The sequence below is a fragment of the Nostoc sp. FACHB-152 genome (assembly GCF_014697475.1).
Taxonomy (GTDB): Bacteria; Cyanobacteriota; Cyanobacteriia; order Cyanobacteriales; family Nostocaceae; genus Nostoc_B.
Genome location: NZ_JACJRV010000051.1, coordinates 18,612 through 39,320, shown reverse-complemented (window position 1 = coordinate 39,320; position 20,709 = coordinate 18,612). Strand labels below are relative to the sequence as shown.

20 protein-coding genes are annotated in these 20,709 nt (G+C 38.0%); 11 read left to right on the top strand and 9 right to left on the bottom strand.

Going from position 1 to position 20,709, the window contains the following annotated elements:
- The first annotated feature begins 14 nt into the window (after positions 1-14).
- Positions 15-1,139, top strand: coding sequence for a nicotinate mononucleotide-dependent phosphoribosyltransferase CobT (gene cobT / locus H6G76_RS25010; RefSeq protein ID WP_190707119.1), 1,125 nt, complete (start codon positions 15-17; stop codon positions 1,137-1,139).
- 61 nt (positions 1,140-1,200) lie between these two features.
- Here cobT and H6G76_RS25005 read toward each other — a convergent pair whose 3' ends face one another.
- Positions 1,201-1,575, bottom strand: coding sequence for a hypothetical protein (locus H6G76_RS25005; protein ID WP_190707116.1), 375 nt, complete (start codon positions 1,573-1,575; stop codon positions 1,201-1,203).
- Positions 1,576-2,281: 706 nt separating this feature from the next.
- Between H6G76_RS25005 and H6G76_RS25000 the strand changes: the two genes are divergently transcribed.
- Positions 2,282-3,451, top strand: coding sequence for an extracellular solute-binding protein (locus H6G76_RS25000; protein ID WP_190707113.1), 1,170 nt, complete (start codon positions 2,282-2,284; stop codon positions 3,449-3,451).
- A 20-nt stretch (positions 3,452-3,471) separates the two neighbouring features.
- Here the strand turns inward: H6G76_RS25000 and H6G76_RS24995 are convergent, their stop codons facing one another.
- Positions 3,472-4,029: a hypothetical protein gene (locus tag H6G76_RS24995; protein WP_190707110.1), complete on the bottom strand. Its 558-nt coding sequence runs from the start codon at positions 4,027-4,029 to the stop codon at positions 3,472-3,474.
- Between the two features lie 176 nt (positions 4,030-4,205).
- On the opposite strand from H6G76_RS24995, the gene H6G76_RS24990 reads away from it, so the two are divergent.
- Together H6G76_RS24990 and H6G76_RS24985 are read left to right on the top strand one after the other, a co-directional pair.
- Complete coding sequence (locus H6G76_RS24990) at positions 4,206-4,784, top strand: hypothetical protein (RefSeq protein ID WP_190707107.1); 579 nt, start codon at positions 4,206-4,208, stop codon at positions 4,782-4,784.
- 307 nt (positions 4,785-5,091) lie between these two features.
- Positions 5,092-5,544 carry a hypothetical protein gene (locus H6G76_RS24985; protein WP_190707104.1) on the top strand — a complete coding sequence of 151 codons (453 nt, stop codon included), beginning with the start codon at positions 5,092-5,094 and terminating at the stop codon, positions 5,542-5,544.
- Between the two features lie 32 nt (positions 5,545-5,576).
- Here H6G76_RS24985 and H6G76_RS24980 read toward each other — a convergent pair whose 3' ends face one another.
- Positions 5,577-5,975 (bottom strand): nuclear transport factor 2 family protein, encoded by a 399-nt coding sequence (locus H6G76_RS24980; protein ID WP_190707102.1) that lies wholly within the window; start codon positions 5,973-5,975, stop codon positions 5,577-5,579.
- 315 nt (positions 5,976-6,290) lie between these two features.
- Between H6G76_RS24980 and H6G76_RS24975 the strand changes: the two genes are divergently transcribed.
- Both H6G76_RS24975 and H6G76_RS24970 read left to right on the top strand, forming a co-directional pair.
- Entirely contained in the window at positions 6,291-7,127 is an 837-nt protein-coding gene (locus tag H6G76_RS24975) for an SDR family NAD(P)-dependent oxidoreductase (RefSeq protein ID WP_190707099.1), read from the top strand.
- 73 nt (positions 7,128-7,200) lie between these two features.
- Positions 7,201-7,653: a RidA family protein gene (locus tag H6G76_RS24970; RefSeq protein WP_190707097.1), complete on the top strand. Its 453-nt coding sequence runs from the start codon at positions 7,201-7,203 to the stop codon at positions 7,651-7,653.
- A 55-nt stretch (positions 7,654-7,708) separates the two neighbouring features.
- Here H6G76_RS24970 and H6G76_RS24965 read toward each other — a convergent pair whose 3' ends face one another.
- Entirely contained in the window at positions 7,709-8,503 is a 795-nt protein-coding gene (locus tag H6G76_RS24965) for an aspartyl/asparaginyl beta-hydroxylase domain-containing protein (RefSeq protein WP_190707094.1), read from the bottom strand.
- Between the two features lie 136 nt (positions 8,504-8,639).
- Between H6G76_RS24965 and H6G76_RS24960 the strand changes: the two genes are divergently transcribed.
- Positions 8,640-10,109 carry an amidohydrolase family protein gene (locus H6G76_RS24960; RefSeq protein WP_190707092.1) on the top strand — a complete coding sequence of 490 codons (1,470 nt, stop codon included), beginning with the start codon at positions 8,640-8,642 and terminating at the stop codon, positions 10,107-10,109.
- A 94-nt stretch (positions 10,110-10,203) separates the two neighbouring features.
- Here H6G76_RS24960 and H6G76_RS24955 read toward each other — a convergent pair whose 3' ends face one another.
- Positions 10,204-10,944 carry a class I SAM-dependent methyltransferase gene (locus tag H6G76_RS24955; protein ID WP_190707090.1) on the bottom strand — a complete coding sequence of 247 codons (741 nt, stop codon included), beginning with the start codon at positions 10,942-10,944 and terminating at the stop codon, positions 10,204-10,206.
- Between the two features lie 237 nt (positions 10,945-11,181).
- On the opposite strand from H6G76_RS24955, the gene H6G76_RS24950 reads away from it, so the two are divergent.
- The 3 genes from H6G76_RS24950 (at position 11,182) to H6G76_RS24940 (ending at position 13,905) form a co-directional block, all read left to right on the top strand.
- Positions 11,182-12,000: an alpha/beta fold hydrolase gene (locus H6G76_RS24950; protein ID WP_190707087.1), complete on the top strand. Its 819-nt coding sequence runs from the start codon at positions 11,182-11,184 to the stop codon at positions 11,998-12,000.
- Between the two features lie 106 nt (positions 12,001-12,106).
- On the top strand, positions 12,107-13,030 hold the full coding sequence (locus H6G76_RS24945; RefSeq protein WP_190707084.1) for a 3-keto-5-aminohexanoate cleavage protein: 924 nt from the start codon (positions 12,107-12,109) through the stop codon (positions 13,028-13,030).
- A 59-nt stretch (positions 13,031-13,089) separates the two neighbouring features.
- Positions 13,090-13,905, top strand: coding sequence for an alpha/beta fold hydrolase (locus tag H6G76_RS24940; RefSeq protein WP_190707081.1), 816 nt, complete (start codon positions 13,090-13,092; stop codon positions 13,903-13,905).
- A 42-nt stretch (positions 13,906-13,947) separates the two neighbouring features.
- Here the strand turns inward: H6G76_RS24940 and H6G76_RS24935 are convergent, their stop codons facing one another.
- The 4 genes from H6G76_RS24935 to H6G76_RS24920 form a co-directional block, all read right to left on the bottom strand.
- Positions 13,948-14,715: an HpcH/HpaI aldolase/citrate lyase family protein gene (locus tag H6G76_RS24935; RefSeq protein WP_199337522.1), complete on the bottom strand. Its 768-nt coding sequence runs from the start codon at positions 14,713-14,715 to the stop codon at positions 13,948-13,950.
- Positions 14,716-14,855: 140 nt separating this feature from the next.
- Positions 14,856-17,426 (bottom strand): XcyI family restriction endonuclease, encoded by a 2,571-nt coding sequence (locus H6G76_RS24930; protein WP_190707076.1) that lies wholly within the window; start codon positions 17,424-17,426, stop codon positions 14,856-14,858.
- Between the two features lie 131 nt (positions 17,427-17,557).
- Positions 17,558-18,946, bottom strand: a complete 1,389-nt coding sequence (gene hisS, locus H6G76_RS24925) for a histidine--tRNA ligase (RefSeq protein ID WP_190707074.1) — start codon at positions 18,944-18,946, stop codon at positions 17,558-17,560.
- A gap of 242 nt (positions 18,947-19,188) precedes the next feature.
- Positions 19,189-19,638: a DUF3598 family protein gene (locus H6G76_RS24920; protein WP_190707071.1), complete on the bottom strand. Its 450-nt coding sequence runs from the start codon at positions 19,636-19,638 to the stop codon at positions 19,189-19,191.
- Positions 19,639-20,043: 405 nt separating this feature from the next.
- Here H6G76_RS24920 and H6G76_RS24915 point away from each other — a divergent pair, with 405 nt between their 5' ends.
- Positions 20,044-20,685 (top strand): hypothetical protein, encoded by a 642-nt coding sequence (locus H6G76_RS24915; protein WP_190707068.1) that lies wholly within the window; start codon positions 20,044-20,046, stop codon positions 20,683-20,685.
- The last annotated feature ends 24 nt before the right edge of the window (positions 20,686-20,709 follow it).

The window sequence follows — 20,709 nt, the reverse complement described above, 5'->3', positions numbered from 1 at the left end:
AGGACGAATGACCAATGACTAATGACTCAATTCGGATTTACACTCAAATAGAACAAAGCAAGGCATGGCTGGCTAAGTACCAAGGTTGTTTACCGATTTTTGCCTGTATTTTAGGTTTTACAGAAACTGCTTTGATTCCAGGGATTTCGGCAGCTGGTAGCACGCCAGAAGACAGGAAGTACACTGCTTGTGCGGATGCGGAATTTTTATACTACGGCGCAGAACATCAACCGCAGTATCCTTTACCACCACTAACGGCGGGAGCATCACCTGTACTAATTTCTCGTGCTGTGGTTGAAGCACTAAATATGCCAATTTATTTGTTTAATGCTGGATTACCTCAACCTCCTGCTGTACCAGCGATTGATTTAGGAGGTTCGCCTGCTAGGTGTATTAGTACAGGTAATGCAATGGAGCTAGCAACTGTTAAACATTTGCTAGAACAAGGTTTAATTTGGGGCGATCGCTTGGCGGCGCAAGTTGGGCAAAGTTATGTAATCTTAAGTGAGTGTGTTGTTGGCGGTACTACTACCGCTTTAGCTATTCTCACTGCTTTGGGAATAGATGCAGTAGGCAAAGTCAACAGTAGCCATCCTATTTGTAACCATCAGCAAAAGTGGGAAGTCGTACAGGCTGGATTAAACAAAACACCTATTGATTTAAATCCGCTTAAATTATTAGTTGCGGTGGGCGATCCTATGCAAGTGGTAGTAGCAGGAATGGCGATCGCAGCTAGTCGTAGTTGTGGTGTAATGCTGGCGGGTGGTACACAAATGCTGGCAGTTTACGCTTTAATTACAGCAATTTCTCAAGCTTATGATTTATTTTGGCAACCCGCAGAAATAATTGTCGGCACAACTCGCTGGGTAGCAGAAGATCCCACAGGTGGAACAGTTGATTTAGCCCTCAGCTTAGATAAAAGCTTCACTCATCAGGGAATTATCCCTTCTTTAGTAGCCACACAGCTAAATTTTGCCAATTCGTGCTATCCACAACTCCAAGCTTATGAGCAAGGTTTTGTTAAAGAAGGCGTAGGTGCTGGAGCCGCTTGTGTTGCAGCGTATCTCTATCAAAATTGGCAACAATATCAACTTTTAGCAGCGATCGAAAACCAATTAAAGCGGCTTAGTCAATTCTAAACACAAAAATACCGGACTGAAAAAGCTCCGGTAAATCCTTAAAATGCTGACTATTGAACCATTAATGAATTCTTTCTCGGAGTAATTGTTCTTCTAATGCCGCAATGCGATTGTATGCTGCGGTTAATTGCGCTGTAAGTCGTTGTATCTGAATTTCTGGCGTTAAAACCTTATCCCCACTTTGACGGTTCATATCTAAATAAACGCCATCTGTTAAAACATCTTTGTGTTCCAATTCTTGATTAAAACTGATTTGCCCTTTGAATTGATAGGGAAAATTTTGACTATTGTCTTGATAGTTATCTTTTGCTTGTGTATTCGCCGAGGAGCACTCTGAGAAAGCTTGAGCTACTTTCATGTCAAGCTGCTCTATTACCTGGTAGAGGGCATCCAATTTATGGCTCAAAGTCAGGATTTGGTTTTGTAGTGGCTCCATCTAATACCCTCGTCAGTATATTTTCTCCATGTTATTCAATTTATTGGCAACGTTAAGGATACTTATGAATTATTTAATTATTCAAATATTAAGTTGAAATGTTATGTCTAAGTCATTAATTATCAATCTTTCTCAACTATCTATTGCAGTTATAATCTAGCTTTATATTGCAAAATATTAAGTTAGTGTAATTTATTTTTAGAAAAAACTTTAATGTTCCTAGATAAAGATGTAGATATTAAATTGGCATTTTTGCTAAATATTGCAACTTTTTGCCGATATTTTAGCTTTAAATGGTTTTTACTCTGCTCAACTCACAAACAGTTGTTGAGTTTGGCTGGTTAGATTTTCAAGAAAATTACAGCAGCAGTTACCTTCAACTCAAGCATGAACAGAGATTGTGTCAACTAACTAATCTACTCATAATTCATAAATCTATGACAATCATTTTTATATTAGATAACTTTATGGATAACTGACAGGATGCTTCATTTTTTCAGTAAAAAGTACAAAGTAAAAAGGAAAATGCTTATTGTAGAAGCTTTTCGACTATAAGCTGCGCTTTATGAAGATTCGAGCAAACAAATGACTATTTATCAAGGTTGTATTGACCTCTATCAATGAAAGATCAGTAATATAGACTCTCGTCCAACATTTATGCTTGTAAGAGAATAGTCTAGAATCTAACTTTACATATCCAAAATCAATGGATCGACGGTCTTTTTTGCTAAGTATCAGTGGATTGGCGTTTTCACAACTGCTGGTTGGTTGTGGTAACAACAAGCAGACAAAATTCAACGTACAGTTATTGAAAGGTTCTATCCCCAGTCAAGTAGTTGATAAATTTCGCCAAGGGTTGCAACAACAGGCGCAGTTAAAATTTGCCCCAGTTGACCAATTACAGAATTTATATAAGCAATTGCAGAATTGGCAGGAACCACCAAAAACTACCAATAAGCAAGCTTGGACTAATTGGACTAAGTGGATTCCATTTATAAACCCTCAAACAAAGGCTGTAGTTGATTTGGTAACATTGGGAGATTACTGGTTAAAAGCAGCAATTGAGCAGAAACTAATTCAACCCCTAGAAGAAGCTGAAGTCAAGCAATTAAAATCTTGGTCTACATTGGACGAAAAATGGCGACAACTAGTAACACGTAATGACCAAGGCTACGTAGCACCGCAAGGTAAAGTTTGGGCGGCTCCTTATCGTTGGGGTAGTACGGTAATTGTATACAATCGGGATAAATTTAAAGAACTCGGATGGATGCCACAAGATTGGAGTGATTTGTGGCGAGAGGGATTGCGATCGCGGATTTCTTTACTAGATAATCCTAGAGAAGTGATTGGTCTAGTGTTAAAGAAGCTCGGCAAATCATACAACATAGAAAATCTTGATACAGTACCAAATTTAGAAAAAGAACTGCAAACATTAAACCAACAGGTAAAACTATACAGTTCTAATACTTACTTAGAACCTCTAATTATTGGAGATACTTGGTTAGCTGTTGGTTGGTCAAGTGATATATTACCTCTGCTAGCACGTTATCCGCATCTGGGTATAGTCGTACCTCAGTCAGGAACGGCTATTTGGGCAGACCTATGGGTACGTCCCACTAAAGCGAACAAAAGCGATATATCATCCAAATGGATTGATTTTTGTTGGCAACCAGAGATAGCTAAACAAATTACTCTCCAGACGAGAACCAATTCGCCTATTTTTCCAGAAATTTCAGCCGCCGATCTGCAAGAACCAATACGCAGCTTGCTACAAGCTAATCGTCAAGTTTTCCATAAAAGTGAATTCTTGCTGGCATTACCGACATCAACAGCAAAACAGTATGAATCTTTATTTACCAAAATTAAGACAAGTTAATCAGTCATAACGTTACTTTCTTATCTCAACTTGCCTATTTCATCTGAAGATTGCTGCAAGCCTAATCTATTCAGAGAATTTAGCTGAATTCTGCATGGTGTTGGGCTTGTCTGAAAGTTACAGGTGTAACTTGCCAAAAGTTCTTGCTGATAATTAAAAACCCGCAGGTTATAAACATCCTTTCTAGCCACGCTACCTAAGCGATTTACAAAGCTATAGCGTTCTAAATAGTCCAGGATGCTCCAAACTTGCTGGTTTACGATCAAGTCTACTCTCCCAGGTTGTTTTGCAGAAGCAGGATAAGCTATCCAATTATCCAATAACTTATTCTCAGAATTGGCTTGAGCTAACCATAAACTCGGCGTAGTTAATCCTTGTGGATTAATGGTACTGGCTGTAATTACACTGCCGTTTGGTTTGTTCAATAAGCCCAGTTCCAAAGGCGCATCTGAAGGTAACGGAACTGAAGATGTTTGTGCTAAAGACGGTAAGATTGGAAATAGATAAATTGCGCTCAGGCTGAGGCTTAGTAGTATTTGCAGCGATTTCTGGCAACCTAGCAGTTGTTGTCTAAGCATAAACTGACACCATTTGGCTCATAAATTAAAGGTAATTAACTTTACATATATATAACTTATCTAATACTTTCTGTTTTAGAGTTGATCCAAAATTTGACGCAGCTAGTTAAACTAACTCTAAAAAGCCGTAATTAGTCAACATAACTCGCTGTCTTCAGCAGATTTACGAAAATACTATGGCAAAAGGTAAAAAAAACAATCTCCAGTGGATTAAAGAAACGCTGGAACTAAAACCTGACCATCGTTGGGAATCACCATCAGGCTACAAGATTTTCGTCGCCAATCGGGGGGCTGTTCGCTTCAATGTTCCTCAGAATTGGATTTTTGAGCCACAAGAGAAATCATTTAAGTTCCTTGATAAAAAACCGCCCAATGATGACTGCTGTTTGGAAGTATCCTTTAATCAACTGCCGCCTAATGACTGGAGCCAGTTTCCACTAAAACGCACTTTAAAAAAAATCATAGAAGAAGACAGCCGTAACCCTATTGATAAGAGCAAAATTCATACTGTAGAGCGACAAACTGCCAGAATTGTCTGGGCAGAAATTAAATTTATTGATACTCAAGCAGAACCACGGGAAGCTTTTTCACGGATTTGTATTGGTTTAGGCTCGAATGTTCAATGCTTAATTACATTTGAATATTGGGCAGATCAAGCAGAGCAGTTAACGCCTGTTTGGGATGAAGTGTTGCGTAGTCTGACATTAGGATTATATATCCGCGACCCAAGGACGGGTTTGGCGTTCCCAGACTGAAGCACAAGCTAGCCGAATTTCATTGGTTGAACAGTATCAAGACTTGAAAGCTGTGATACTGTTCAGTTTATTTTGGCGATCGCTATCTCATTCAAATTTGGGTTTTTAGATAAAAAATGCCTACCTTCAGATAGTTACATAAATCTCAAACAGTACTATTTATTCCAATTGCAATATTAATAAATAATTCAAAATATATACACTTTGTTACAACTATTAGCAAAGTGAGAGATACTCATAAATTATAACTAAATAAACAATCTGAAAGTGTAAAATATGATTGTTGACGCTTTAATTCCCTTTGTAAATGAACAAAGCATTAGATGAAAAGCTTTCACTTGAGATTGCTAAAAAAATTAAAAGTAAAGCAAATAAACCTTTTGACAATGCCTACAAAGCAGCATTAGCAACAGAGGGAGCAATCTATATTCAGGGATTTTTAGTTTTTGCAGGTAAGCCCTATCGACCTGTAGAACACAGTTGGATTGAGATAGGCGATTCAATTGTTGATCCCAACTTTCCACAATTACAAAAAAATTCCCAAGAACTGTGGTATTTTCCCGCACAAAGCTTGAGTGTCAAAAAACTAAAAGCTATTATCGAAGAATCAAAAGAAGATTATCCCGAAGATGATCCCCTACCAATTTATGGAACAGCACCTTATGAATATTATGGTGATGTAATGTTAGGTGGTAAGGAGTATTTAGCAGCCTATCAAGCCGCAGAGGTTAAGTGTAAAGAATTAAAAGAACTTAATTAACACTAACTTATAACTAATAACTGTTAAAAAACTCAGTAGGATTTACTATCGCTACCAAAATATTCCCGATAGCTACAAATTTTATCGCCGCGCACATCAAAAGAAACCGCTACACGATTTTTATAAGGCTGTCCAAATAACAATCCTTCATCCCGAAATTCAAAAACAACAGTTGTTTCATTACTAGTAACACGGTCGAGGGAAGTTAGCGTAATTCCCGGACTGAAAGCTTCAGAAACATATTGAAAAAATTCTTTAGCCCGTTCTTTACCCTCATTTAAACCGTGAAATTTACCCATTGGAAACCAAAAGGTAAAATCATCTGTAAGCATATCAAGGAATGCTTGCCATTCTCCAGTTGCTAGACCATGTGTAAAATGCTCAAATGCTTGGTGAGCAACTTTTAATGTATTTTCTGATTTCTGTGTCATTATTTTTAACTGTAATAAATTAAATTACTGAGTTTATATTTTGTTAGATCTAAAAGAAATTAAGTCAATATTATGTTAAAAATTAATACTTTCAGATACAGAAATTAGAAACCAAGTTTAAACGTGCTTATACTTGTCCTTAGTGAGTTGTTTTGCTATAAACTTACTATATGCTTTTGCCTTCATTGCTCTTTAATTGACTGAAGATTACTTAATGGTTAATTAATAACTTGATAGTTGATTATACCAGAATCAACTGCTAGTTTTTTTAGTTTCTGTTTGTTATTAATTCAACTTACTATTTAGTGGGCAAAAATGATATCAAAGCTAGCAATAGTTACAGGTGGTACTCGTGGTATTGGTTGGGGAATATCACAGCAGTTAGCTCAAAATGGATATGACCTGATACTTGGGTTTAATTCCAATGAAGAGGCTGCATCGATTGCTAAGACTAAATTAGAATCAACCTATGGAAAAAAAGTTTGCCTGGTTAAAGGGGATGTAGCAGAAGAATCGACTATTGAAAAAATATTTAAATCTGTTGAGGATAATTTTCAAGGTAAACTAACAGCATTTATTCATAATGCTGGATTATATGTTGGACTGACAACATCAGATGAATCTAGTCAAGCTACTTCAGCAGCTAATGATCACACTCAATTATTAGGAACTGGTAAATGGAATAATTTTGAAAAGTACGATTACTATCAGAGTGTCTATCCTAAATGCTTTATTAGATGTGTAGAAAAAGCTATTAATTACATGGAAGATGGAAACGGCTATATAGTAGCAATATCTGCACCTGGGTGTAATAGTAATCAAACTCCAAAATTGAGCTATGTTATGCCAGGTCAAGCTAAAGCAGTTGTGGAATTTTTAGCCAGATACTATGCCAAAACTCTTGGGCCACGAAGAATTACAGTAAATGTCGTTATTCCCGGTTATGTTAAGACCGAAGCTTGGCAGTTTGCCACTGCAAATAGTGGTGGAATAGATAGTGAAGCTATGAAACAGAAGATTGAAAATGTACCGATGAAACGTTGGGCTTCTCCCGAAGAAATAGGTGGAGTAGTAGCTTTTTTATGCTCTCCTCAAGCTGCATTTATTACTGGAGTAGCTTTGCCTGTGGATGGTGGCTTTCACCTAGCTTAAACGCTTAATTATTGAGCATAACTCATACCAGCTTATTTTATTGAGTATTTATTTCCCATTTAGGAGATACATTATGCCCTCTCGCCAAGTCATTATTCCCAAAGGGATGGAAGTTTTATTTGAAAAGTTTCATTATTGTCCAGGAATTAAAGTTGGAAATACCTTATATATTTCAGGACAAGTAGGCAGAGATGAAAATTTACAAGTTGTTCCAGGGGTAGAAGCTCAGTTTGTTCAAGCTTTTGAGAATGTTAAAAAGGTACTAGAAGCAGGAGGAGCTACATTTGATAATGTAGTCGAGATGATTACATATCATGTAGCTGGGCCAGGACTAGGTGAACTTCAAACAGAAGCACAAGATTCTGCAAAATCACCATATGTAATTCCTTTTTTACCGCTATTTATGCAAGTTAAAGACCACTATTTTATTAACAACTTTCCTACTTGGACAGGTTTTGGTGTAGTAGGACTATCTACCCCTGGTTTAATTATTGAAATTAAGTGTACAGCAATTATTGACAGCTAAATTTGGCAACTTTTTTACACTCAACTATTTTATTTAGAAAGGGTGAAGATAAAACTTATAAAGATTTATCCCACTCTAATTGATGGGCTAAACCATACTTGATAAAATCCTCTTCTTTAGCTTTATCACTCTTACCAAACACACCTAAGCTGTAAGGATTATCTTGCATACGCTGCTTAACTTGCTCTTTTTCAAATTGAATTACTTCTTCTCTAGGTTTATCTGGTTTGAAAAAGTCTACAACTAAAACAGTGCGATCGTAATTGGTGTAATTATGTGGGCAGTGGGGATAGCTATGATCTAAAATCAAGAATTTTCCTTCGTGCCAATAAAGCTTGTCATGGCAGATTTTCATAGCTACATCACCCTCTGGCACAATCAAACCTAAATAGCCTCGATTCATGTGAGGATTATCGTTGACGTGCAGCTTGATATCTAAGCCTGGATGAAATGTACCAAAGTAAACGTTTCTCAGGATATTATCATCGTGAAAGTTCACTTTCTCTATGGCATTAGCCAGATTAGAAAAGTATTTTTTTCGTAAGATAAGTGCTTTTTCTGATGCCTCATTTGTTTCATGATCAGGATATTGTATTTGATGTGTTTGAATATATTCTTCAATAAATAAACCTTGGAATAAAATGCCAAAAGCACTATATTTTGAATTGCCTTTGGTTTGAATCGTTTTACTCTTAGGCCCTAAAACATCGTAAGCAAATTTTATCTCTTCATTCGATGCCTGCTGAATAAAGGTAGTAAACTCATCTCTAATTACTTGCCAGTTATCTTGCAGACTGTTGAGAAAAGTAAATTGTTCTGGGTTGAGATGATACTCATTAAAAGTTTCCATTGTTTTTATCCTAAAGATGATTGAATAAAAAACTGTTACATAATAATGGGTTTTAGCTTGGGTTCCGGTACTATGTTGAAATTCCGGATTACACCAGAACTTAAGCTTCTGTACTCATTTTAGTGTGAGGTCTACTGTGTCTGAACCTCCTGTATTAGATAAAATTATCAAAAATGTGCGCGCTGTTCGTCCTCATAATGATGCTGTTGAACTACTTGATTTAGGCATTAAGGATGGAAAATTTGCTGAAATTGCTCCTAATATTAGCGCAAACCAAGCCTTAGAAGTATTCGATGCTAAAAACTTGCTGGGTTTTCCTGGGGTTGTGGATGCTCATATGCACATTGGCATATATCAACCCCTCGATCATGATGCAGTGACGGAAAGTAAAGCCGCCGCAATGGGGGGAGTAACCACAAGTCTCAATTACATTCGTACCGGACAATATTATCTAAATAAAGGCGGTTCTTACCGGGATTTCTTTCCAGAGGTACTGGCATTATCCGCAGGTAATTTTTTTGTTGATTACAGCTATCACGTTGCACCTATAGCTAGTCAACATATCGATGAAATACCTCTATTATTTGAAGAACATGGTGTATCTTCATTTAAAATTTTTATGTTTTATGGTGGCTATGGGTTGCATGGTCTCTCAGACCACCAAAATTTGTTTTTGATGATCAATAAAGAAGAACGCTACGACTTCTCCCATTTTGAATTTATCATGCGCGGTATCACTCGCTTGATGGCAGAACATCCATCTGCGCGAGATACTATTAGTTTGAGTTTGCATTGTGAAATTGCAGAAATTCTCAACGCTTATACAAAAATAGTAGAAAACGATTCTAGCTTGAGTGGACTGCACGCTTACAGTGCAGCGCGTCCACCACATTCGGAAGGTTTAGCCATTTGTATTGCTTCTTATTTAGCACATGAAACTAACTGTGCAAATATCAATTTGTTACATTTGAGTTCGCGCAAAGCAATGGAAGCAGCTTTGACAATGCAAACTGCTTTTCCTCACATCAATTTTCGGCGAGAAATTACTGTGGGACATTTACTATTAGATGTTGATACCCCTAATGGTACTTGGGCAAAAGTTAACCCGCCTATTCGTCCCCGCGCTGATGTGGAATATTTATGGCAAGCGGTACTAAATAATCAAGTAGATTGGATAGTGAGTGACCATGCTTGCTGTTCTGCTGAACAAAAAAGAAGTGCGAAAGACCCAAATAATATTTGGTTAGCCAAGTCTGGTTTTGGTGGTACAGAATATTTACTTTCGGGTGTATTGAGTGAAGGTAGCAAGCGGGGAATGTCTTATAACCATATGGCTAAGTTGCTTTCTTGGAACCCATCGCGGCGTTTTGGGTTGTTAGAAAAAGGGGATATTGCTGTTGGTTATGATGCAGACTTGGTGTTGGTAGACCCGAATGAAAGCTTTGTGGTGCGTGCGGCTGAGTCAGAGTCACAACAAGGTTATACACCTTTTGAAGGGATGGAGTTAACTGGAAGAGTGAAGAGTACGTTTTTGCGTGGAAGTCTTATTTATAATAACGGACAGATTTTAGGTTCACCAACTGGGCGTTATATTAAAAGATTTTAGAGTAATTTGATGGGAGCGATCGCCCCTTCGACACTTCTAAAATTTTAAATAAGCACATAAACTGCGAGCGATCGCAATAATTCATGATAAACACTTATTTAATACACTCAATCCCAACTATAGGCACACAGTTAAGAAAATCCTGCCAAAACTCTTGACCAAATTCTGCGATTCCTTGCGGCGAGACTACTGGTTTTTGCCAGCGAATCTCTTGGAAACCAACACTCCGAAATGCCCACTCATAAGTAGCTCGGCTGAGGTAATAGTTATAGAAGCTGAATTTATTGTCACTTGCAGAGATTGTAAATGTGTATTTTATAGGTGTGCCTTCGATTAATGGTGAATCTATGCTTTTAATAAATCCATACTTTTCAGTAGCGAGATAAGACGAAGGAGATTGGGATTCATTATTATTGATGGTAACGAAACGACCGCCCGGTTTTAAATTGACAAATATGTTCTGACACATTTTCAGTAGTTGTTCTTTGGTTTGGGCGTAATTAAGTAGATAGGAAGCCACCACCAAATCAAAACTGCCAATTTTACCAAGTTCAAATACATCACAAAGAATATATTCAATGTCTTGGGATTGTCTAGTTTCTTCTTGCTTTGCCAGTTCAATCATTTTTTCTGAGATTTCGACACCAACAACCTGTGCTGCACCTTGAAGTTTGAATAGTCTGGTGTAAAATCCTTCTCCACAAGCCAAATCGAGAATTGATTTTCCGACCAGATTACCAAGCAGATGAAAGTATGTATATGCCTCAATATGCAGACGAAACGACAACTGTTTGGATTTTTTATACTGCTGGGCTATGGAGTTATAGTATGTCATTTTTTTACCCCACTCATAAGCGTCATGCTGCTTTTTGAAGTAAATAGTAGAAACCCGCGTTTCCTATTTTTGGTAGCATACATGAAATTGACAATTGTGATTCTGTATATCAAATCTGAATATAGCAATTCTATTTGATTTACAAATTACTCGTGGGGGCAGGCAAGAGGCAATAGGTGTGTTTATATTTCATTTAGGCTTGCTATATAAGTCCAGTAAGATAAGGAGTATAAAAAAATGAGTCACCGGATCAAAAGAGCATTTTTCGATACAGAAGATGGACAAATCCTTTACCGTATCGGTGGAGAAGGTGAACCTATACTTTTACTGCACATGACTCCCCGCAGTAGTGATGAATTTAAAGAATTGATGCCGATGTTGGCAGAGAAGAAATTAGTAATTGCAATGGATTTAATGGGTTTAGGTGATTCTGACAAGCCTCCTAGAGTTTATTCAGTTGCAGACTATGCCAAAAATGCGATCGCGCTTTTGGATGAATTAGGCATAAAAAAGACTAGCATTTTCGGTAGTCTTACTGGGGGTTATATCGCCGGAGAATTTGCAGCAGCTTATCCAGAACGAGTTGACAAACTCATCCTCTGTAATGTCTTTGGATTTGACACAGAAGAACAAGACAAAATTCACAAGAGATATTCACAAGGGTATCAAGTTAAAGAAGATGGCTCTCATTTGATGGCACAATGGTTGGCTCGCGTCAATTACATAGGTAATGGGGAGTTAAATCACCGTTGTGTTTTAGATGATTTGAAGTGCTTTGGCTCTCCTATATATCCAGGTTTGGCAGTAGCAAACTATTGTCTTGCAGCTAAAGAAAGATTTCGTTTGATTAAATGTCCAACTTTAGTTTTGTTAGGAGAAAAAGCATTAGAACCGTTAGAAAAAGTTGGTTTAGCAAAACCTGAGAATCAATCTTGGCTCCAGGAAATTATTCCTCATGGTCAAAGCGTTGAACTAGAAAGTGGAACCATGTGGATGGTTAATCAAATGCCAGAAGAAGTATTAAAAGTAGTAGTTGATTTTTTAGACAAGCAGTAAGTGCTTGTACATAATTAATTAGGAATTTTTGTATAGAGGGAAAGCAGAGAAGAAAAAATATCACTGCTTAGTCAATAAATTTGCCAACCTATTTAGGAGGAAGACAATGAACGAGCAATTACCCTTAATTATTGAGTGTCGTTGTAACGAAATAGCTGATCGCACGGCAAATCCTAATGTACCCTACTCTCCAAAAGAGATTATCCAAGAAGCAGTTCGTGCTTGGGAAGCAGGGGCTTCGATATTCCATTGGCACGGGCGAGACCCAGAGAGTGGGAAACCGCGCAACGATGTTGAACTTTATCTTGAAGTGATAGAGGGAATTCGCGCACAGACAGATTTACTAATCCATCCGACGCTGGGTTACATTACACAGAATCGGGTGGAGGATCGCGTCCGGCACATCTTGGCAGTAAATGACGATCCTGTGCTGCGGGTTGATATGGCTCCAGTAGATTTCGGATCGCTCAACGTGGACTTCTGGAATCCCCAGGCAAAACAGTTTACTACTTACAATCAAGTGTACGTTAATACTCGTGAGAACCTCAGAGCAGTGCTGGAAGTCTTTAAGAAACACAATGTTTACGTTAGTTCAGTCTGTTGGGACGTAGGACAAATGCGAACAGCGCGTTGCTTCCAAGAAATGGGACTTCTGCCACAGGAAACGCTTTGGGAGTTTGTCTTTACCGGAGAAGTCATGCCATCTGGTGCTGCGGCGACTATACATGGTTTGCAAGCGTTTGTGGCAGAAGTCCCTGCGGGAAATCAGTGGTTGGCTCTTTGCTGGAACGGTGATGTGATGAAAGTGGCAGCCTGGGCAATCACTCTGGGTGGACACGTCGGCATTGGATTGGGAGATTATGCTTACACTCGCTTTGGCAAGCCGCATAATGGCGAGTTGGTTGAGATGGTTGCAAAGATGGCACACACTGTCGGTCGGGAAGTTGCAACGCCAGCACAGGCGCGCGAGATTTTGAAGATGTCGCCGAGAACTTCCCGAAAGGAAGATTATGCAACTGCCAACTCATAAATAATTTAGTGTGGGCAATGCCCACTTAAAGGACTATGTAACTGCGATCGCCCAAAAATATGACACAAAAAATTAAACGAGCTTTTCTAGACACAGAAGATGGTCAAATTCTTTACCGCATCGGTGGAGAGGGTGAACCTCTGCTTTTACTGCACATGAACCCCCGCAGTAGTGATGAATACCGCGAACTCATGCCTATCCTTGCTGAACATAGACAAGTTATAGCAATGGATTTAATGGGGTTTGGTGATTCGGATAAACCACCCAGAATGTATACAATCGCCGACTACGCAAAAACAGCGATCGCACTTTTAGATGAATTAGGTATAGAAAAAACTAGCATTATGGGCAACCATACAGGTGCTTTTGTAGCTGGAGAAGTCACAGCAGCATATGGCGATCGCATTGATAAACTGATTTTAGGAAATGTAGCTGGTTTTGGTGAAGGTGGGCAAGCACAGTTATTCAGAATGTTTGAGGAAGGTTTTAAAATCAAAGAAGATGGCTCTCACCTCATGCAAAGATGGTTAGCCCGTTCTCGATATGTAGGTTCTGCTGAGTTAAATCACCGTTGGGTTTTAGACGATTTAAAATGTTTTGGTCATCCTTTGTATGCAGTTTGGGCTGTAGGTAATTACTGTCTAGATGCACCCGAAAGATTTCGCTCTATCAAGTGTCCAACTCTAATTATTTGGGGAATGGATGATGTCAAAGAATTTGAAAGATTGAGTTTAGCAAAAGCTGGCGATCGCTATTTTCTTTCTCAAGCAATTCCGCATGGCAAAGTAGCTGAATTTCCCGAAGGAACAATTTGCATGATGAATCAAATACCTGAAAAAGTAGCAGAGGTAGTAATTCAGTTTTTGCACAATTAGAATAGTTCAGCCGCTAATTTTCCAAGGTTACTGTATACTTTTTTAACCTCTCATGGCAGTGACCACAGAACGCGCCGCATCAGCCAGCAACCAGCCATCAGCAGCAGGTAGTACGAAATCATAGCCCTTAGCGAACAGTTCGCGACCTCCTGCGACATGACGACTAACACCTCCAAGCCAGCAATCAGGAGTGGAGCGAACTATTGCTTCGGCTTCCGCTAACAATCGGTCAAGTTCTGAATTATTGTAAGTTCCTAACTTAGTCAGTGCAGCAAAATCGTCTGCAATGTCTGCCATCAGATCGCCTGCTCCTAAAATTACCATATCGATCCCGTCAACTGCGGCAATTTCCCTAACATTCTCAAAACCCCGACGGGTTTCAACAATCACGGCTACAAGTAGATTCTCCCGATAATTAGCAGGATACTCTAGCTCTGCTAAACCCCAGTTAGCGGCTCGGCTCTCAGGATAACCAACTCCTCGGTGTCCGCCATGAGGTCGATAGCGGGTTGCGGCGACAATTGCTCGCGCTTCATCGGCTGATTCTACCGTCGGAACGAGTATACCTTCCACGCCCATGTCTAAGGCTCGCTTAATATAGACTGGATCGTGCGAAGGCACACGCAAAATACAGGTAACATCTGTGGCTTGGGCGGCGCGGAGTTGCTCTACTAAGATGCCCATTTCCATAGCACCATGTTCGTGGTCGATAATAAAGGCATCGAACCCACACATAGAAAGAAGTTCTATTGAGTCACTATCTGAGAAAAAAATCCAGCAACCGATTGGTTGAAAACCGGCTTGGAGCATTTTTTTCAGTCTATTAGGTCTAAACATAATCCGTCACACTCCAAATCAGCTTAATTATTATGCAGCATCACTAAAAACAAATAGATATTTTTAGAGTAATCTCTACAAAATCTAGTTAGTTCAAACCCTTATTTTTCTTTCTAAGGTTTTCTCCAAACTGTGATACTTTTACGCAGTGATTCTTTTCCAAATCGCCCCATTTGTTGACTACTATTACCCTTACGTTGAGGCAAGACATATATTTTTTCCGGGACAAAGCCAATAGTCTCTGCTATCTCTGTACAAAGCATATCAACAGGTATAATTTCTCCACCATAGCGTACATTGTCATTAACAAAGGCAACGTAAGCACCTTTTTTACAAGTTCTAAATATCTCAGCAAATAGAAAGGTTAATTCATAAAAATAACCTTCTACCATAGATAGTATGCCTGGGTTATTAATTTCTCCACGCTCCTGTCTGATTTTCAAAGCAGAATTGATTTCTTGAAAAACACTATTTTCAGTAATAACTTTGCAAATAGCTTTAAAGTTATCAATTCGACCTATATCTCTATAAATCTGTTCGAGCTTATGTAATTTAGATCGATTTTCAACAGTACAGCATAGCTGATTTTGTCGTAGTTTACGAATCTCCAACTCATCTGTGCCTAAATAAGCAAGTTCCAAAGCATAAGTTCTGGTATAATCATATCTATTGCAATAGGGTGGTGAAGTAATTACACCAGAGAATTTTTCACTTTCATACTTTGGTAAGTTTTCTAGAACACTACCATTTATCACATCCTGAAAACTGTCACTTGGTAAACTATATCGTATTGATTTTATATCCAATAGTACTGTTTTGAATATCTGTAATAAAGCTTCTTTAACAGTTGTAATTGCTCCTTTATAAAATTGTTTGATAGATGTTTTACCTTGAGAAATTCTTAATTGATTTCTCTGTTGAACTTTATTAGAGCGATAATCCCATCTTAAATATTGACCATCTTTCCTAGTATAGCTAACTTCTTCTAAAATACTGGTTATTAATAGTTGATATAAAACTTTTGCTTTTTTTGATACTTGTTGAGTATTAATCCAATTTGAGAAGAACATCAAGTCATTTTCTGTTTCTTGAGAAAACGCATCTTTAGTGATAGATATATGAGGAAATGTAAATTCTGTTTTATCAGGTTTAGTTTCTTTCAGTTGCTCGAAGAGATACATTAACTCCTCGATATTATACTCATCAAGATAATATTTTGCTTCCCACATTAAATGGCATACAGGAAGAATTTCAAAACCCAAGGCATTAATTCCTAAAGTTTTGCATACAAGTAAGGTTGTACCAGAACCAGAAAAAGGTTCTAGTATTGTATCGCTCTGCTGAATTCCAAATTTTTTTATTAAAGTTTCCACTAGTTTAAATGAAAATCCTTCTTTATATCGAATCCAACCATGAGCAATTTCTCCTTTATTGCCCTGGTAACTTACTAACTTACGATTAAAATCTTCAGTTTCCTCCAGAAGTTCAGCATATCGGTTCTCTAAATCAAGTCTAGCTGATTCATTACAAACTTGTTCATTGGAAAAATTTATTATTTTCAAATTCGAGCTAGATTTTGTGTAAACCTCAACTGGGAGATTTAGTTGTTTCACTTTTTTTTTTGAAATCTTGCTAGAGTTACTGCTCTGAATATTATTATTAATTTCTATATGAATATCTATAAACCTAAGCACATCAGAAGCAAAGCGATATCTAGTGTCTTCGCTAGTAATAACTTGCGTTAAATTATAAACATGATTAACAGCTTCATCATTTTGCAAACGTCGATAAACTTCATCAGTTATACAACTAGCTAGAAGTATTGTAACAACTTTAGAGTTAATTCTTTTAGCTTGTTCAAAGCTCTTTTTGGCTGCACCATATCTCTCTAAAGCCCCTGCTGTATCTTTTCCACCTTTTACTTCAATAACTGCTACTGCTTCACCAGCAGAATTTAATAAGGATAAGTCCGGTTCGCTAGAAAAAAGAATACTAGTTTGATTTTTTAGGCGCACACCAGAAAGTAAATCTACTTTATCAACTAGATCTTCTAAATATTCCGCATCTAATCTTGAAGAACCATCTTTTAGAATTGCAGCAACAATATATTCTTCTTCAATGAGAGAACGAATAAGAATTCGCCTTGTTAATAATTCCGCTTCTTCTCCAATTTTGTTTAACCAAGCACCATTAATTTGTGCGCCAGCAGATGCATACATTAATGCCTGCATATCAGTTTGGCTATACTCATTAGTACTTTCAATAATTAGGCTTGAATGTGAATTATAAAGTTGACAGAGGATTAATGCTCTGTCTTGAGATAACTTTCCCTTTCCTTCTTCTATAGAATCAATGCTGGAAAAAGCTAATTTTTTAGCGGCTTTCTGTGGAAGAACTGCAACACTTCGATAGTAGCCGGAAAGTTTTGGCTGTTCTTGAAGTACTCTAGGGTGGGCAAAGACAGAAATTTTAGGGATACCGCTCTGTTCCAAAATATTCCAAGCAGTTTCAGAAATTCCCCAGTTGTGTCTAGATTCCCAGTTAAAGTTTTCTGACAGTTCTATTAATTTATCTATTTCAGCCAAGAAGCTATTGAAACCCAGTTCATATAACTTTCTATAGAAAAAGGTAGAGCGTAATCGATAGTCAATTTGAAGAGCTTCTTTTAATATTTCTTTATCCATTTGATGTGGGAGTAATCCTTCAGCTAAAACATTTTAGTACGTAAATATTCTAAAATATATTTCATTTCATAGGTGCGATCGCCTACTGTAAAGCGTAGGCTAATTAACCAGCACCCTGATAAATTTGGGATTTACATTAGCCTGCGTTTTACTTCTTCAGCCAAATCGGCTAATGCTATTTCTATTTGTTCGCCTGTTTGCAAATCTTTGAGCGATGATTTTTGGGCTGCTGCTTCATCAGCACCAATAATTACACAAAATCTAATCCCCTGTTTATCTGCTGCTTGGAATTGTTTACCTAATTGCTTCTTCTCAAAATTCGTTACTACATTAATGCCTGCTTGACGTAACTGTTGCGAAACTTTTAAATAAGTTGGCATTAAATCTTCTTGCATATTTACTACTACTACCTGGGCTGGTGTTGCAGGTAAAGTATTTAAAATTCCTGCTTTGAGTAATCTGCTAATTAAGCGAGTTAAGCCGATAGAAATGCCCACACCTGGCATTTTCTCACCGATAAACATCCCAACTAATTCTTCATATCTGCCACCAGAACAAATACTACCCAAAGCTTCATGGCCGATGAGAGTTGTTTCGTAAACTGTGCCAGTATAGTAATTCAAACCACGGGCAATAGACAAATCAATACAAAAACGCTTTTCAGGAACAGCCAAATTACGCACACCTGTAATTACTGTTTCTAGTTCGCTAACACCTAAACTAAATTGCTCGGCATCTGGGAGATTTTGTGACAGGTGTTTGAGTTTATCTAATACCTCATCTACAGCACCATCTATTTTAATAAAATCAATAATTTTTTGAGTTTGTTCTGCTGAAATACCTTCTTTTTCTAATTCTTGTTTTACTTTAGTTTCACCAATTTTTTCTAGGTTATCAATAATAACAATACAAGTTTTGATTTGAGTTTCTGCAACCCCTAATGATTGAAATAATCCTGTAAGAATTTTGCGGTTATTGATGCGAATCACAAAATCACCGATGTTCACTGCTTCAAAAATTTCGGTGATAATTGCTGGCATTTGAGCATCATATAATAAGCTTAGTTCACGCCTTCCAACTACATCAATATCACATTGACGAAACTGACGAAATCTACCGTCTTTTGCTCGTTCTCCACGAAATACTACATCCATTTGATAACGGGCAAAGGGAAAGGTTAATTCATTGAGGTGGCGCGCAATATATGCGGCTAAAGGAACTGTTTGGTCAAATTTTAAAGCGCGTGCTTCTGAACCTGTTTCGCCTGCTTTATCTCTTTCTGCTTGGCGATTTGGTGGTAGAATAGGGTCGATACCATAAATAATATTGTCGCCTTGATTGCCTTTGGCTTGTAATACTTCTAATCTTTCAACTGCGGGAGTTTCTATAGGGGTAAATCCGTAACTTTCATAAACTCTACGGATGGTATCTAGTAAGTATAATTCTAAGCGTTTTTCACTAGGCAGGAATTCAGGAAAACCGCTAGGAGTAGAAAAGTTAATTTTGTCAGTCTTTGCCATGCGCCTACTTTATCAATTTAAAATTAAATATGATGGACTACCTATTTTTTCATAAAATGGTGCGTCAAGAAGAAGGGTGTGGGGTGTAGGGTGTAGGGAAATCAGTAGGGGCTTCCCTTTGTGTAGTGGGTAGAGTGTATCCCGACGACATAATTTTTCTTTTCTCCCTACACCCTAGTTTTGGTCAACGCAATGTAACGCACCAGAATAAATTAAAAATTATCTCGGAACTATTGAAATTACTATCTTACCCTTTCTTCTTGAATCAAGGTACGTTGGTAAAGTTGATCATTTTTAAACCAGTGCCATGTGCGGGCGCGATGGTTATTATCTGGATTAATTTGAATCATTTCATATAAGTATGCGCCTGGGACTGTTTTATAAGAAAATTTCAAAATAATAGTAGAATTATCTACTTCCCAAGCTTTGCCTTCGATGCGTTCTGTATCAAACCAGATTGCTTTATCACGGTACGTTCCAGGAAATTTATGTTCTTCTTGTTTACCATCAGACCATTTGTAGCGATTGATTTGATAGTAGGAATAAGGACTATCATCTGGAAACTGACAGCTTAAATGAGATTCATGTTTATCTAAAATTTTTCCTTCTAAATCTACTAGTGTATATGTTCCTATCCAATCACCTTCATGGCGTGAAAGTACTGGCATTTCTTCACGAAGAATATTAGACATGATGCGACTCCTTTAAAGAAGAATTCAGAACTTAAAATCCAGCATAAGATTGTGTAATGCAGCAAACTTATTGTAGATCGCTCACAGATTTAGTGTGATGTTTTATCTACTTAGTGCTGAGTAAAGTAAATACGCTCTCAAGCAACACAGGCAATAGGCAATCAGAAAAGAAAAGCGATCGCACAAGATGCTGTGTAAATTATGATACTACTTGATGCTTGCTGTTAGCGATGTCTTACGACAAGCCGCTTCTCCGATAGGAGACGCTTCGCGAACGCGTCTACGCTTTTTGTGACGAGTTCCAGAGTTGAACCCAAACTGCATAAACCAGTAACCGCAAACCTATTGATTGAGTAGCAGGGTTTACTTCCCCAAGAAAACACTCAAATCAAAAGGTAAACGGTTATGAAAACACAAACTTTATTCAGTATTGCTTGTTCTATCTCCTTGTTGGGTGCAGTTACATTACCCGTGAATGCTCAACCAGTTCTAACTGAACCATCTCAACCACAAGCCGTCAGTTCAGAAATTGCTATCCCTCAAGATACTGCAATTATCGTTTCTTTTCCTGCACCTGTAACCGTAGATGTTGGGCAAAAGAAAGATTATCCACTAACTGTTCCTTTAGCTAGTGCGATTAAAGATGCTCAAGGTAATGTGATAGCCTCAGAAAATACACCTGTAAGTATCGTGTTAAAACCAAAAGAAGGGGGTGCGAAAATTGTGGCACAGTCTTTAGTAATTAACGGTCGAATTGTCTCCATTCAAGCCTCTAGTCAAGTGATTCCTGGTACTACGATTACGCACAAGCGAGCTAACGAAAAAGCGATTGAAAATGGTTCTGTTTGGGGTAGAATCGGCGGCAGCACTTTTGGCTTTTTAAACCAAGGAGATCCAGAGCAATTTGACCGAGGAGCCATGCTCGGCAGTGCTGTAGGATTAGTAACAGGCTTGCGTTCAGCAGAAAATACCCGTGTTGTACAAATTACCCAAAGTAGTGTTTATGTATTATCTCTAGAAGCCCCAATTAGTTTGTCTTTACGATAGTCACTTGTTATTGGATAGATGAAT

Excerpts from the sequence above, each read along its gene's own strand:
- H6G76_RS25000 (WP_190707113.1), top strand. The coding sequence starts at position 2,282 with ATGGATCGACGGTCTTTTTTGCTAAGTATCAGTGGATTGGCGTTTTCA.
- H6G76_RS25005 (WP_190707116.1), bottom strand. The coding sequence starts at position 1,575 with ATGGAGCCACTACAAAACCAAATCCTGACTTTGAGCCATAAATTGGAT.
- H6G76_RS24950 (WP_190707087.1), top strand. The coding sequence starts at position 11,182 with ATGAGTCACCGGATCAAAAGAGCATTTTTCGATACAGAAGATGGACAA.
- hisS (WP_190707074.1), bottom strand. The coding sequence starts at position 18,946 with ATGGCAAAGACTGACAAAATTAACTTTTCTACTCCTAGCGGTTTTCCT.
- H6G76_RS24940 (WP_190707081.1), top strand. The coding sequence starts at position 13,090 with ATGACACAAAAAATTAAACGAGCTTTTCTAGACACAGAAGATGGTCAA.
- H6G76_RS24915 (WP_190707068.1), top strand. The coding sequence starts at position 20,044 with ATGAAAACACAAACTTTATTCAGTATTGCTTGTTCTATCTCCTTGTTG.
- H6G76_RS24945 (WP_190707084.1), top strand. The coding sequence starts at position 12,107 with ATGAACGAGCAATTACCCTTAATTATTGAGTGTCGTTGTAACGAAATA.
- H6G76_RS24980 (WP_190707102.1), bottom strand. The coding sequence starts at position 5,975 with ATGACACAGAAATCAGAAAATACATTAAAAGTTGCTCACCAAGCATTT.
- H6G76_RS24930 (WP_190707076.1), bottom strand. The coding sequence starts at position 17,426 with ATGGATAAAGAAATATTAAAAGAAGCTCTTCAAATTGACTATCGATTA.
- H6G76_RS24965 (WP_190707094.1), bottom strand. The coding sequence starts at position 8,503 with ATGGAAACTTTTAATGAGTATCATCTCAACCCAGAACAATTTACTTTT.
- H6G76_RS24920 (WP_190707071.1), bottom strand. The coding sequence starts at position 19,638 with ATGTCTAATATTCTTCGTGAAGAAATGCCAGTACTTTCACGCCATGAA.
- cobT (WP_190707119.1), top strand. The coding sequence starts at position 15 with ATGACTAATGACTCAATTCGGATTTACACTCAAATAGAACAAAGCAAG.
- H6G76_RS24990 (WP_190707107.1), top strand. The coding sequence starts at position 4,206 with ATGGCAAAAGGTAAAAAAAACAATCTCCAGTGGATTAAAGAAACGCTG.
- H6G76_RS24985 (WP_190707104.1), top strand. The coding sequence starts at position 5,092 with ATGAACAAAGCATTAGATGAAAAGCTTTCACTTGAGATTGCTAAAAAA.
- H6G76_RS24970 (WP_190707097.1), top strand. The coding sequence starts at position 7,201 with ATGCCCTCTCGCCAAGTCATTATTCCCAAAGGGATGGAAGTTTTATTT.
- H6G76_RS24935 (WP_199337522.1), bottom strand. The coding sequence starts at position 14,715 with ATGCTCCAAGCCGGTTTTCAACCAATCGGTTGCTGGATTTTTTTCTCA.
- H6G76_RS24995 (WP_190707110.1), bottom strand. The coding sequence starts at position 4,029 with ATGCTTAGACAACAACTGCTAGGTTGCCAGAAATCGCTGCAAATACTA.
- H6G76_RS24955 (WP_190707090.1), bottom strand. The coding sequence starts at position 10,944 with ATGACATACTATAACTCCATAGCCCAGCAGTATAAAAAATCCAAACAG.
- H6G76_RS24975 (WP_190707099.1), top strand. The coding sequence starts at position 6,291 with ATGATATCAAAGCTAGCAATAGTTACAGGTGGTACTCGTGGTATTGGT.